A 12,593-nucleotide genomic window follows, 5' to 3' on the forward strand; every position below is an offset into this window, starting at 1 on the left:
ACGGGTACCCGCACCCGTGCCCCGACCTCCTTGCACACGTCGGATGTTTACGTCATCATCGGGTGATCGCTCTCAGAAGGGAACACCCCGTGACGACACGACGGCAATGGCGCCGCGCAGCAGGACTGGGCCTCGCGGCCACCGTCCTCGCCGGCACCGCGCTCCTCCCGACGGTCCCGGCGTCCGCCCAGCCGGCCGTCGCCCAGGCGCACGCATCCGGCACGACCTCCTACCTCGACTGCAGCGCCGGAACCGACGGCGACGGCACGCTGCGGCACCCCTGGAACAGCCTCGACACCGTCGACGCGCACACGTTCGGGCCGGGCGACACCCTGCTGCTGCGCCGCGGGGCGACGTGCGACGGCGTGCTCTCCCCCCAGGGCTCCGGCGCGGACGGCCGCCCGATCGTCGTCGACGCCTACGGCCCCGCGTCCGCCGGGCTGCCGAAGATCGCCGGGGGCGGCGTCGACGCCACGGTGTCGCTCCACGACCAGTCCTACTGGGAGCTCCGCCACCTCGAGATCACCAACGCCGACGCGGACCCCGCCACCCGGTACACCGAGCGCCGCCGCGGCGTCGTCGTGTCCGCGGAGGACGTCGGGGAGGTCCGACACATCCGGCTCGAGGGCCTCGACATCCACGACGTCTACGGCGAGGGCGTCAAGGACCTCGGCGGCTCGGGCGGCATCCAGCTCGAGGTCTCCGCGAACACCGACCCCGCCAATCGCGTGAAGACCTGGTTCGACGACGTCGTGATCGCGGACAACACCGTCGAGCACGTCAACCGCTCCGGCATCAACATGTCGACCGCCTGGAAGTGCCGCCGCGAGGTCGGCTGGGACGGGTGCAGCACCGCCGACCAGACCGGGCTGCCCTGGGTGCCCTGGACGGGCCTCGTCATCCGCGACAACCGCGTCGACGACGTCGGCGGCGACGGCATCGTCGTCCAGATGAACAAGGGCGCGCTCGTCGAGGGCAACGTCGTCTCCGACGTGGCGAACCGGCCCAACAAGAGCAACGCCGGCGTCTGGGCCTGGAACGCGGACGACACCGTCTTCCAGGGCAACGAGGTCTACGACGTCAAGAAGCTCTCCGACAACAACGACGGAACCGCGTTCGACGCCGACTACGGGACCCGCGGGACGGTGTTCCAGAACAACTACAGCCACGACAACGCCGGCGGCATGATGCTGTTCTGCGGGTGCGCGTCGTGGCTCCCGGTCGGCAGCGCGTGGGCCAGCGACGTGACCTTCCGCTACAACGTCTCGGAGAACGACGCGATGCGCGTCGGCTCCCTCGCCGGCGCCACCGACTCCGCGTTCTACAACAACACGATCGTCGTGCCCGACGCCGACGGCCAGCAGCTCTTCACCGACTCGACGCTCGGCACGAACATGCTCGTCGCCAACAACCTCGTCATCAGCGACCGGCCCGTGACCGACGCCTCCACGAACAGCAAGAACGTCGTCGTCTGGCGCAACAACGTCTTCGCGGGGCCGGGCAGCACGTGGCCGCCGGGCGACAACACGACCCTCGGCTCCCCGCTCCCGCTCGCGGACGGCAGCGGTCTCGACCGGTTCAAGATCCGCGACGCCGCCCTCACGAAGGCCGGCGTCCCGATCGAGACGACCACACCGGGAACCGACCTGTTCGGCGACGCGACCCCGACGACGTGCGCGCCCGACGTCGGCGCCTACCAGTACTCGTCCTTCGACGACGCCGACTGCACGGGCCTCGCGACCCGGCTCGCGGCCGGGACGGACGACACCCTGACCGTCCCCGCGAACGCGACGCTGCAGCTCGGCGGCACGGTGAGCGACGACGCCACGCTGACCGTGCGCAACCGGACGGGAGCGGTCCAGACCGCGACCGCGACGTCGGACGCCACATCCGGGAAGACCCCCGTCGCGCTCGTCCTGCGGACCGCCTCCGACGCGACCCCCGTGACCGTGGAGTGCACGGGCACGAAGGGCGCCTGCGCCCGGCTCACCGTCCAGCGCCTCGACGACGCGCTCGTCGACGGGTCGTTCGAGTCGCGCTCGAACACGCCCTGGTCGAGCTGGAACACGAGCCGGACCACGTCCGACGCCACGTCCGGCCAGCTCCGGCTCTCCATCACCGGGCGGGGCTCCGCCGAGCAGAACGTCGCCGTGCAGCCCCGCACGACGTACACGCTCGCGGGCTGGGTCGTCACGCACGCGACGTCCGCCGACGACGACGTCCGCCTGGGCGTCAAGAACACGGGCGCGAACCCGTACGAGCACTACGCGAGCCCCACGGCGAGCGGCGAGCTCCAGCACGTCGCGACCACGTTCACGACCGGCGACGAGACCAGCGTGACCGTCTACTGCTACCAGCCGGGCGGCTCGGCCGAGGCCGGCTGCGACGACCTCACGCTCACGACGGCGGCCTCCGCGCCCGCGGTCACGGTCCAGCCCGCGGCCACCCGCGTGCGCACCGGCGACGACGTCGACCTGCGGGCCGAGTTCTCCGGCAACGGCGCGCCGACCGTCCCGTGGCAGGTGCAGCGCGCCGGCCGCTGGCGGGACGTGCCCGGCGCGACGTCGACGTGGCTCACGCTGCGAGACGTGAATGCCCGGTCGGCCGCGCGCTACCGCGCCGTCGGGACGAACGCCGGCGGCACGGTCCGCACGCACGCCGCCCGGGTCACCGTGCTGCCCGCGCGCACGGTCCGGCTCCCGCAGACGATCACCGTCGACCCGATCGCCGACGCCGTGCACTCGGACCGGACGGTCCCCGTGACCGCCGCGGCGTCGTCGGGCCTGCGGGTGACCCTCGAGGCGCACGGCGCGTGCGTCGCCCAGGGCCGGTCCGCCGTGCGGCTCCTGCGCTCCGGCACGTGCACCGTCGTCGCCCGCCAGGCGGGCGACCGGACGTGGCTGCCCGCGCGGCCGCACGGGTGTCCTTCCAGGTCTCCCGGGGCTGACACGGTCCTGTCGCGTCGGGGTGGTCGGGCCGCGCCCGGCCACCCCGACGCGCGCCGACCGCCGGTACGTCCAAGACTGGGGAACAACTCGTCGAAGGAGCCAGCCCCCCATGCGCATCGCGCTCGCCGCCACCTGCATCGGTGACGCCCTCTTCCCCCAGGCCCCGCAGGCCACGGCCCGCCTGCTCGAACGGCTCGGTCACGAGGTGGTGTTCCCGCCGGGCCAGGCGTGCTGCGGGCAGATGCACGTGAACACCGGCTACCTCGAGGAGGCGTACCCGGTGGTCCGCAACCACGTGCGCGCGTTCGAGCCGGTGCTCGACGGTGAGTTCGACGCGGTCGTGCTGCCGTCGGGGTCCTGCACCGGGGCCGTCCGGCACCAGCAGGCCATGGTGTGCCGGCGCGCCGGGGACGAGGCGCTCGCCCGCCGGGCCGACGCGGTCTCCCGGCACACGTACGAGCTGTCCGAGCTGCTCGTCGACGTGCTCGGCGTGACCGACGTCGGCGCCCACTTCCCCCACCGCGTCACCTACCACCCGACCTGCCACTCGCTGCGCATGATCCACGTGGGCGACAAGCCGCTGCGGCTGCTGCGGGAGGTCGGCGGCATCGACCTCGTCGAGCTGCCGGGCGCCGAGAGCTGCTGCGGCTTCGGCGGGACGTTCGCGCTGAAGAACGCCCCGACGTCGACGGCGATGCTCGCCGACAAGGTGACCGCGGTGAAGTCGACCGAGGCGGAGGTCCTCACGGCCGGCGACTACTCGTGCCTCATGCACATCGGTGGCGGCCTCTCGCGGCTGCGCGCCGGGGTCCGGATCATGCACCTCGCCGAGATCCTCGCGTCCACGGTCGACGAGCCGGCCGAGGTTGTCGGGGTAGCGGCATGACCACGACCCCCACGAACCCCGTGTTCCTCGGCGTCCCCCACCCGCGCGAGCCGCTGCGCTGGGGCGACCCGTTCCCGACGGCGGCCCGCGAGTCCCTCGACGACGCCCAGCTCCGCCGCAACCTCGGCCACGCGACGTCGACCATCCGGGACAAGCGGGCGCGCGTCGTCGGCGAGGTGCCCGACTGGGAGGAGCTGCGCGACGCCGGTGCCGCCCTCAAGGCGCACACCCTCACCCACCTGCCCGAGCTCCTGGAGCGGCTCGAGGAGAACGTGACCGCACGGGGCGGCGTCGTGCACTGGGCGCGGGACGCCGCGGAGGCGAACGCGATCGTCACCGACCTCGTGCGCGCCAAGCAGGCCGACGAGGTCGTCAAGGTCAAGTCCATGGCCACGCAGGAGATCGGGCTCGACGAGCACCTCGCCTCCGAGGGGATCGCGGCCTTCGAGACGGACCTCGCCGAGCTCATCGTCCAGCTCGCCGACGACCAGCCGTCCCACATCCTCGTGCCGGCGATCCACCGCAACCGGGCCGAGATCCGTGAGATCTTCCTCGAACGCATGGGCGACGCGCCCGCGCACCTCACCGACGACCCGGCCGCGCTCGCCGAGGCCGCGCGCCTGCACCTGCGCCGCAAGTTCCTGTCCGCGAAGGCCGCCGTGAGCGGCGCGAACTTCGCCGTCGCGGACACGGGCACCCTCGCCGTCGTCGAGTCCGAGGGCAACGGCCGCATGTGCCTGACACTCCCGGAGACCCTGATCACGGTGATGGGGATCGAGAAGCTCGTGCCCTCCTTCGAGGACCTCGAGGTGTTCCTCCAGCTCCTGCCCCGCTCCTCGACAGGCGAGCGGATGAACCCCTACACCTCGCTGTGGACCGGGGTCACGCCCGGCGACGGGCCGCAGGAGTTCCACCTCGTCCTCCTCGACAACGGCCGCACCCGCGCCCTCGCCGACGACGTCGGCCGCGACGCCCTGCGCTGCATCCGCTGCTCCGCGTGCCTCAACGTGTGCCCCGTGTACGAGCGGGTCGGCGGGCACGCCTACCAGTCCGTCTACCCCGGCCCGATCGGCGCGATCCTCACCCCGCAGCTCACCGGCGTGCAGTCCCACGACGACCCCAACGCCACGCTCCCCTACGCGTCCACCCTGTGCGGGGCGTGCTACGAGGTCTGCCCCGTGAAGATCGACATCCCGTCCCTGCTCGTGCACCTGCGGGCCCGCGACGTCGACGAGGACCACGACCGCCACCGCCCCACCGGCTGGGGCGCCGCCATGAAGGCCGCCGCCTGGGTCATGTCCGACGGGCGCCGCATGGGGATGGCGGAGAAGGCGTCCGCGGCCGGGCGCGTGGTCGCGCGCGACGGGCAGATCCGCTCGCTCCCGTTCCCCGGGTCGCTGTGGACGGGCTCGCGCGACCTGCCCGCACCCCCGAAGCAGTCGTTCCGGCGCTGGTGGAAGGAGAACCGGTGAGCGCGCGCGACGAGGTCCTGGCTCGCGTCCGGGCGGCGCTCGCGGCGCCGTCGTCGGGCGAGCTCCCCCCGGCGGGAGAGCGGTCCGGCACGCCCGACGGGCTGCCCGAGCGCGACGGGCGCCCCCGCCCCGGGCCCGCCCCCGTGCCCGACGACGGCGGCCCGGTGGGCGACGTCCCCGTCCCCCGGGCGTACCGCGCGTCGGGCGAGCTGGTGGCGGGCAGCCCGGAGGTCGTCGCGCTGCTGGAGGACCGGCTCGTCGACTACAAGGCGACCGTCCACCACGCCTCCGCCGAGGGTGACGCCCGCGGCGCCGACGGTGACGCCCGGGCCGCGCGCATCGCACGCCTCGTCGGGGAGATCGTCGCCGCGGCCCGCGCCGACGGGCTCGATGACGCCGCGCTCGTCGTTCCCGACGGCCTCGCCCCCGCGTGGCTCACGGAGCTCCCCGAGGGGCTGACGGTGCGCACGGACTCGCGCGACGCCCCCCTGTCCCCCGCCGAGCTCGACCGGTCCCTGGGGGTCGTCACCGCGTGCCGGGTCGCGATCGCCGAGACGGGCACGATCGTCCTCGACGGCGAGCCCGACCAGGGGCGGCGGGCGGTGTCCCTGGTCCCGGACCTGCACGTCTGCGTCGTGCGGGTCGAGCAGGTCGTGCAGCTCGTCCCGGAGGCGGTGCGCCTGCTGGCCGAGCACCCCGACCGCCCGCAGACCTGGATCAGCGGCCCCAGCGCCACGAGCGACATCGAGCTCGAGCGCGTCGAGGGCGTGCACGGCCCGCGGAAGCTGCACGTGATCCTCGCCTGAACCCGCCGGCGGGGTCAGGCCTCCTCCGGGACCTCCGTGGTCTCGACGACGCCTTCCTCGACGTCGCGCCGTCCGCCACGCAGGGCGAGCGCGACGAGCGGGAAGAGCAGGACGGACAGGAGGCCCGCGCCGACGAGCGAGGTCGCGGTCGCGCTCGACAGGTCGCCGGCATCCCGCCCGATGTTCGTGACCGCGACGATGATCGGCAGTGCGGTGGCAGAGAAGAACGCGAGGGACACGCGGTCGCGCCGTGTCGCGCCGGTGGGCGCCGCGAACGAGCCGGGGATCCCGCGGACGACCAGGAACAGCGCGAGGAACACGGGCAGCCCGGCGAGCGCGAAGCCGGAGCCGACGAGCGCGTCGAGGTCGAACGTGACCCCCGTCGACACGAAGAAGATGGGCACGAGGAACCCGTAGCCGACGGCCTCGATCTTGGCGTCGACCTGCTCGACGAGCGGGTCGGCCGCGTCCCGCATGAGCGCCTTGAGGACGAGCCCGGCGACGAAGGCGCCGAGGAGCATGTCGAGACCGAGCCAGATGCTGATGGCCACGAGCACGGCCACGACGAGCATGACGAGGCGGACCGCGAACTGCCCGCTCGTGTGCAGGGTCGCCTCGATCGCGCGGTGCACGCGCGCGTGCGGCGTCCGGACCGCCAGCCAGACGGCGGCCGCGGCCAGCACCACGAAGACCAGCAGGACGACGGTCGCCTTCCCGGGCTGCCGCCCGCTGAGGAAGATCGAGATCGCGATCAGCGGGCCGAACTCGCCGACGGCCCCGACGGCGCTCACGGCACGACCGAACGGGGTCCCGAGCTCCCCGGCGTCGCTGATGACGGGGAGGATCGTGCCGAGCGCGGTCGACGTGAGCGCGATCCCGACGAACACCCCGGCCACGGGCGTCGACGCGAGCAGGACGCCGAGCCCGACGCCCACCACGAGCGACACGAGCCAGCCCCCGACCGCGCGGCGCAGCGGCCTCCCACGGATCCCCGCGACGTCGATCTCGTGCCCGGCGAGGAAGAAGAGCATCGCGAGGCCGAAGTCCGAGAGCCGGTCCGTGAAGCCGGTGGGCGTCGCCCAGCCGAGCAGCGCGGGCCCGACGAGCAGCCCGAGCAGGATCTCGAAGACCACGACGGGAACGGGCGCGAACCGTCGCACCCCGCGCGCGAGCAGCGGGGCGAGCGCCGCGCAGAGCGCGAACAGGACGAGCGTCCACGCTTCGTGGTCCACCGGTGCCCTCCGCTCCGACCTCCCGGAGCGTCGGGGAGGTCGTCGCGAACGTATCGCGCCCGGCGCGGCGCCGCAGCGGGCAACGGGCAGCGAGCAGCAGGCAGCGACGAACGTCGCCCGTCAGGCGGGGCGGGGTTCCGCGAGCTCGCGCAGCGCGGCGAACCCGCGGACGACCAGGTCGTCGTAGTCGGCGGACGGGTCGCCTGCCCAGGCGTGGACGGCATGCCCGAGCACTGCGGTGCCGACCTCGGCGAACAGGGTGGCGCGCCACTCGGACTGCCCTCGCGCCCGGAGTGCCTCGGCGACGACGGCAGCCATCCCGGCAGCCTTGGCCAGCTCGCGCTCACGGAGCGCGGGGGTCGCGGCGATGACGCGGTGCCGGGCCTCGGCGAGCCGCCGGTTCGCCTCGAGCCCCGGGCCCATCGAGCGAAACGCCTGAAGCATCACGGCGAGCGGCGGGACGTCGTCCGGGACGGCCGCGAGCGCCCGCGACATCTCGTCCTGGAGGTCCGCCTCGATGTGGAAGAGGACCTCGCGCTTGTCGGCGAAGTGCCGGAAGAAGGTGCGCGCCGTCACCCCGGCGCGCACGGCGATGTCGGCGGCGGTGGTCCGGTCGTAGCCCTGTTCGTCATAGAGCTCGAGCGCCGCACGCTCGAGCCGGTCGCGCGCTGCGGCACCGCTTCGGGGCATCCCGGCAGCGTACTCGACTCGAAGCATCTTTGCGTCACTCAGTGACCCTACGTGTAGTGTCACTCAATGACACTACGTTGATCTGATCCTCACCAAGGAGCACGCATGCACGTCTTCGTCACCGGCGGGACAGGGCAGACCGGACCCGCGATCGTCTCCGAGCTCGTCGGCGCCGGCCACCGCGTCACCGGGCTCGCGCGGTCCGACGCCGCCGCAGCCCGGCTCTCAGCACTGGGCGCGACACCCTGGCTCGGGTCGCTCGACGACCTCGACACGCTCTCGGCCGGCGCCGCACGGGCCGACGGTGTGGTCCACCTGGCCTTCGGAGGCGACTTCAGCGACCCCTCGGCCATGACGCGGCGCGACGTCGCCGCGATCCGGGCGCTCGGCGGGCCTCTCTCCGGCACGGGCAAGCCGCTGGTCGTCACCTCCGGGACGCTGGTCCTGCCCGCCGGCCGCGTCGGCGTCGAGAGCGACCCCGCGAGCGCCGACGCCGTGGCCGGGCTGCGGCGTGACGGCGAGCGAGCGTGCCTCGACCTTGCCGCGGACGGCGTGCGCTCGGTCGTGGTCCGCCTCGCCCCTACCGTCCACGGCCCCAGAGACCACGGCTTCGTGCCGATGCTCATCGAGACGGCGCGACGCGCCGGGGCCTCCGTCTACGTCGGGGACGGCGCGAACCGCTGGCCCGCCGTCCACCGACTCGACGCCGCCGTCCTCTACCGGCTCGCCCTCGAGGCCGCACCCGCCGGGGCGGTCCTGCACGGCGTCGGCGAACCGGCCGTGCCGTTCCGGAGCATCGCCGAGAAGATCGGCGAGAGGCTCGGGATCCCCGTGCGGTCGGTGGACCCGGTGGACGCGGCTCGGCACTTCGACAACCCGTTCATGGCGACCGTCTACGGCACCGACGCACCGGCGTCGAGCACGCACACGCAGGAGCTGCTCGGCTGGGCCCCGAGCCACCCGACGCTGCTCACGGACCTCGACGACGGCGACTACTTCACCGCGGGGTGACCTCGAGCAGCACCACGTCCTTCGCGGCGAGCGCCACGGGGTCGCCGCACACGTCGACCGCGACGACGCGGTCGTCGCGCACCCGGACCGCGAACGTGGACCGCACCTGGCCCTGGAAGACGAACGCCGCCCCGACCTCGCCGTCGATCAGTGCGACCCGGGCCGCGAGCGCCCGCCCGACGAACGCCGTCGCGACCGCGAACGCGCCGTGCGCCTCGGCGGAGAGCACCGGGGCGGGCAGCCCCTGAGCCACGACGCGGGCGGTCGCCTCGACTGCGACGGGATCGGCGTGCAGGACGACGTCGGGGTCGAGCACCTGGAGCAGGTCCTCGAAGCGGCCCTCGCGCGAGGCGGCGAGGAAGGCCTCGACGACCTCACGCTGGCGAGCCCGGTCGGCGGGCAGGGTCGGCGCCTCGACGTGCTCGACGCCGTCGGGCCCGACCGCAGCCTCACCGGACGCGAACGCCGAGCCCCGGACGCGCCGGCGTGCGCGCGACGCGAGCTGGCGCGTCGCTTCCGGCGTCCGCTCGACGATGGGCGCGATCTGCTCGAACGGCACCCCGAACAGGTCGTGCAGGACGAACGCCAGCCGCTCGGCGGGCGCCAGCGTGTCGAGGACGACCTGCAGGGCCGCCCCGACGGCGTCGGCCTCGAGCGCGGCACCCTCCGGTTCGGGGGCGGTCGCGTCCGGGCGTACCGCCGCGGTCTCCTCGACGGGCGCCCAGGCGTCCTCGCGGCGTGCCGCGCGGGAACGGAGGTGGTCGAGGCACACGCGCGAGACGACGGTCGTGAGCCAGCCCGAGAGGTTGTCGATCGCGTCGCCGCCGGTGCGCTGGAGCCGGAACCAGGCTTCCTGGACGGCGTCCTCGGCTTCGGCGCCGTCGCCCAGCATGCGGGTGGCGACGGCTCGCAGGCGGCCGCGCTGGGCCTCGAACTGCTGGGCGAGCCAGTCGTCGTCGGGGCGGTCGGGGCCCGCCGCCGAGGTCGGAGAAGTCGACCGTGAAGTCACTGTCACATCCTTTCGCCGGGGTGCGTCGAAGGGATGACGAACACGCCCGACCCGACGTGACCGACGGGTCCGAACCGAGGAGCACCCGATGACCGCTCGCATGAAGAACCCTGCCTCGTACTTCCCCGACGCGCAGACCGTCCTGCCGACGCTGGGCCAGATCCCCCGCGACAAGGGGGTCGACGACGAGACCCTCGAGCTCCTCCACTTCCGCGTCAGCCAGATCAACGGGTGCGGGTGGTGCCTCGACTTCGCCCGCCGTTCGATCGAGAAGGCGGGCACCGGCTTCGAGAAGTACGCCGTGCTGCCGGGGTGGCGCGAGGCCACCGTGTTCTCCGACCCCCAGCGGGCGGCGCTCGCGCTCGCCGAGGCGATGACCCGGATCGCGGACCGTCCGGACGCCGTCGACGACGCGATCTGGGCGGAGGCCGAGAAGCACTGGTCCGAGGAGCAGCTCGCCGCGATCGTCCTGTGGGTCGCGACGACGAATTTCTACAACCGCCTCAACGTCACGGTGAAGCAGGTCCCCGGGACCTGGTGAGGCGCCTCGCCGAGCACGGGCTGCCCGCCCGTGCTCGGCGTGGGGGGGGTCAGGCGGAGCGCTGCAGCGCTCGGAAGGCGCGGGTCGCGAGCCACCACATGACGACGGCGGCGAGCGCGAGCCAGCCGAGCCTGCTCCACACCAGCCCCCAGTCGGGCGCCGACCCCAGGGCTTCCCGCCCCGCGACGACGGCCCAGTCGAACGGGTTGTAGCGCGCGACGGTCTGCACCCAGCTCGGCGACAGGTGCGGGTCCATCACCGCGGACGAGACGAACATCAGCGGCAGCGTGATGAGCTGCGAGATGCCGATGAGCGCCTCCTGCTGCCCGGTGAGCAGCGCGAACGCGTTCGACAGCGCCGAGAACAGCGCGGTGAGCAGGACGACGGCGAGCGCGACCACCACCATCCCGCCTGCCCCGCCCGGGAACCGTGCCCCGCACGCGACGGCCACCAGCACCACGACGACGGCCTGCACCACGGCGACGAGCGACTGGTAGACCATCGTCGACGCGACGAGCGCGCCGCGGCTCGTCGGCGAGGCGAGGAGACGGTCCATGACGCCGCGGTCCATGTCTTGCACGAAGCTCGTCCCGGCCCACGCGGCTCCGAACATGGCAGTCATCATGACGACGCCCGGGGTGATGAACTCGAGGTAGGTGCCGCCGAACCCGTCACCGAATCCCGGGATGTCCACGACGGACGTGAAGAGCGCCCCGAACAGCAGCAGCCAGATCATCGGCTGGACGAGCTGCATGACGACGAAGACGGGGATGCGCAGACCGCTGCGCAGCGACCGGGCCGCGAGCAACCGGGTATGCGTGACGAAGGACGTCCGCACGACCGCGGGGGTGAGGGTGCTCATGCTGCCACCCCCTCGGTCGTCGGGGCGGGGGCCTGCGAGCCGCCCGCCGACCCGTACGTGCGCCCCGTGTACCGGAGGTAGACGTCGTCCAGGCTGGGGCGGGCGACCGTCGCGGACACGACCTCGACCCCCGCGCCGTCGAGCGCGGCGAGCAGCCCGGGCAGCGCCGCGGAACCGGACTCGGCCCGCCCGCGCGCCTGCGCCCCGTCGACGACGACGTCCACGAGCCCCACGTCCGCCAGCACCTGGGCGAGGCGGGCGCGGGCGCCGGTGGGGCCGTCGTCGGACGGACCCGAGGTGGAGGACCCGAGCTCGACGACGACCGTGTCCCCGCGCAGCCCGTCCTTGAGCTCGGACGGCGTGCCCTCGACGACGACGCTCCCCCGGTCGACGATCGCGACGCGGGCGGCGAGCCGGTCGGCCTCGTCGAGGTAGTGCGTCGTGAGGAGGACGCTCATGCGCTCGTCGGCGGCCATGCGCTCGATCTCGGCCCACATCTCGGCGCGGGCCTCGGGGTCGAGGCCGGTCGTGGGCTCGTCGAGGAACAGGACCTGCGGCCTGTGGACGATTCCCAGCGCGACGTCGAGCTTGCGCGCCATGCCGCCGGAGTAGGTCTTGACGAGGCGGTTCGCGGCCCCGGCGAGGCCGAATCGTTCGAGCAGCTCGTCGGCGCGGGCGCGGGCGTCGCGGCGGGCCAGCCCCTGGAGCCGGCCGGCGAGGACGAGGTTCTCCAGGCCCGTGTCCATGGGGTCGGTCACGGGCTTCTGGGCGACGTAGCCGACGGCGCGGCGGACGGCGTCGGGCTCGCGGGCGACGTCGAGCCCCGCGACGGTCGCGGTACCGGAGTCGGCGCGCGAGAGCGTCGTGAGGATCTTGACGGTCGTGGACTTGCCGGCGCCGTTGGGGCCGAGCAGCCCGAAGACGGTGCCCTCGGGCACGGCGAACGACAGTCCGTCCAGCGCTGTGACTGCGGGCGCGCCGCGGCGGCCGGGGTAGGTCTTGCGCAGGTCCGCGGCGCGGACCCCGGCCGCAGCCGGGCCGCGGGGCGAGGTGGGTACTGACATCGTGACTCCTTCGGTGAGGAGTCGCCGACGAGGGCGGGAGAGCCGTCGCCGATAGCATGGCTGACAGCTCGA

At 73.7% G+C, this 12,593-nt stretch carries 11 protein-coding genes; 6 read left to right on the top strand and 5 right to left on the bottom strand.

Features of this window, described 5'->3' with window-relative positions; all coding sequences use genetic code 11:
* Nucleotides 1-89 precede the first annotated feature (89 nt).
* From KDY119_RS15815 to KDY119_RS15830, 4 genes are read left to right on the top strand one after another with little or no spacing between them, the layout of a single operon-like run.
* Nucleotides 90-3,092, top strand: a complete 3,003-nt coding sequence (locus tag KDY119_RS15815) for a carbohydrate binding domain-containing protein (RefSeq protein ID WP_036947495.1) — start codon at nucleotides 90-92, stop codon at nucleotides 3,090-3,092.
* On the top strand, nucleotides 3,058-3,834 hold the full coding sequence (locus KDY119_RS15820; protein WP_036947496.1) for a (Fe-S)-binding protein: 777 nt from the start codon (nucleotides 3,058-3,060) through the stop codon (nucleotides 3,832-3,834). The genes KDY119_RS15815 and KDY119_RS15820 overlap by 35 nt, the downstream gene beginning before the upstream one ends.
* Complete coding sequence (locus KDY119_RS15825; protein ID WP_036947497.1) at nucleotides 3,831-5,306, top strand: LutB/LldF family L-lactate oxidation iron-sulfur protein; 1,476 nt, start codon at nucleotides 3,831-3,833, stop codon at nucleotides 5,304-5,306. Before KDY119_RS15820 ends, KDY119_RS15825 begins: the two co-directional genes overlap by 4 nt.
* The gene (locus tag KDY119_RS15830) at nucleotides 5,303-6,112 is read left to right on the top strand and encodes a LutC/YkgG family protein (protein ID WP_227994384.1); all 810 of its coding nucleotides are present in this window, start codon (nucleotides 5,303-5,305) and stop codon (nucleotides 6,110-6,112) included. Before KDY119_RS15825 ends, KDY119_RS15830 begins: the two co-directional genes overlap by 4 nt.
* Nucleotides 6,113-6,126: 14 nt before the next feature.
* Here the strand turns inward: KDY119_RS15830 and KDY119_RS15835 are convergent, their stop codons facing one another.
* The gene (locus tag KDY119_RS15835) at nucleotides 6,127-7,344 is read right to left on the bottom strand and encodes a cation:proton antiporter (protein ID WP_153022527.1); all 1,218 of its coding nucleotides are present in this window, start codon (nucleotides 7,342-7,344) and stop codon (nucleotides 6,127-6,129) included.
* A 120-nt stretch (nucleotides 7,345-7,464) separates the two neighbouring features.
* Nucleotides 7,465-8,034 carry a TetR/AcrR family transcriptional regulator gene (locus tag KDY119_RS15840; RefSeq protein WP_036947500.1) on the bottom strand — a complete coding sequence of 190 codons (570 nt, stop codon included), beginning with the start codon at nucleotides 8,032-8,034 and terminating at the stop codon, nucleotides 7,465-7,467.
* Between the two features lie 105 nt (nucleotides 8,035-8,139).
* Here KDY119_RS15840 and KDY119_RS15845 point away from each other — a divergent pair, with 105 nt between their 5' ends.
* The gene (locus tag KDY119_RS15845) at nucleotides 8,140-9,045 is read left to right on the top strand and encodes an SDR family oxidoreductase (protein WP_036947501.1); all 906 of its coding nucleotides are present in this window, start codon (nucleotides 8,140-8,142) and stop codon (nucleotides 9,043-9,045) included.
* On the opposite strand, the gene KDY119_RS15850 is transcribed toward KDY119_RS15845, so the two are convergent.
* Nucleotides 9,032-10,054, bottom strand: coding sequence for a sigma-70 family RNA polymerase sigma factor (locus KDY119_RS15850; protein ID WP_051136314.1), 1,023 nt, complete (start codon nucleotides 10,052-10,054; stop codon nucleotides 9,032-9,034). The two genes, KDY119_RS15845 and KDY119_RS15850, sit on opposite strands and share 14 nt — an antisense overlap.
* A gap of 88 nt (nucleotides 10,055-10,142) precedes the next feature.
* On the opposite strand from KDY119_RS15850, the gene KDY119_RS15855 reads away from it, so the two are divergent.
* Nucleotides 10,143-10,595, top strand: coding sequence for a carboxymuconolactone decarboxylase family protein (locus KDY119_RS15855; protein ID WP_036947502.1), 453 nt, complete (start codon nucleotides 10,143-10,145; stop codon nucleotides 10,593-10,595).
* A 49-nt stretch (nucleotides 10,596-10,644) separates the two neighbouring features.
* Here the strand turns inward: KDY119_RS15855 and KDY119_RS15860 are convergent, their stop codons facing one another.
* Entirely contained in the window at nucleotides 10,645-11,457 is an 813-nt protein-coding gene (locus tag KDY119_RS15860; RefSeq protein WP_036947503.1) for an ABC transporter permease, read from the bottom strand.
* A complete protein-coding gene (locus tag KDY119_RS15865) occupies nucleotides 11,454-12,521 on the bottom strand; it encodes an ABC transporter ATP-binding protein (protein WP_153022528.1) in 1,068 nt (355 codons plus the stop codon). Before KDY119_RS15865 ends, KDY119_RS15860 begins: the two co-directional genes overlap by 4 nt.
* Nucleotides 12,522-12,593: the final 72 nt, after the last annotated feature.

This window comes from Luteimicrobium xylanilyticum (assembly GCF_009429125.1).
Classification (GTDB): domain Bacteria; phylum Actinomycetota; class Actinomycetes; order Actinomycetales; family Cellulomonadaceae; genus Luteimicrobium; species Luteimicrobium xylanilyticum.

Coding starts and splice junctions, on each gene's coding strand:
- KDY119_RS15820 (WP_036947496.1), top strand. CDS start 3,058: ATGCGCATCGCGCTCGCCGCCACCTGCATCGGTGACGCCCTCTTCCCC.
- KDY119_RS15825 (WP_036947497.1), top strand. CDS start 3,831: ATGACCACGACCCCCACGAACCCCGTGTTCCTCGGCGTCCCCCACCCG.
- KDY119_RS15840 (WP_036947500.1), bottom strand. CDS start 8,034: ATGCCCCGAAGCGGTGCCGCAGCGCGCGACCGGCTCGAGCGTGCGGCG.
- KDY119_RS15845 (WP_036947501.1), top strand. CDS start 8,140: ATGCACGTCTTCGTCACCGGCGGGACAGGGCAGACCGGACCCGCGATC.
- KDY119_RS15855 (WP_036947502.1), top strand. CDS start 10,143: ATGACCGCTCGCATGAAGAACCCTGCCTCGTACTTCCCCGACGCGCAG.
- KDY119_RS15860 (WP_036947503.1), bottom strand. CDS start 11,457: ATGAGCACCCTCACCCCCGCGGTCGTGCGGACGTCCTTCGTCACGCAT.
- KDY119_RS15865 (WP_153022528.1), bottom strand. CDS start 12,521: ATGTCAGTACCCACCTCGCCCCGCGGCCCGGCTGCGGCCGGGGTCCGC.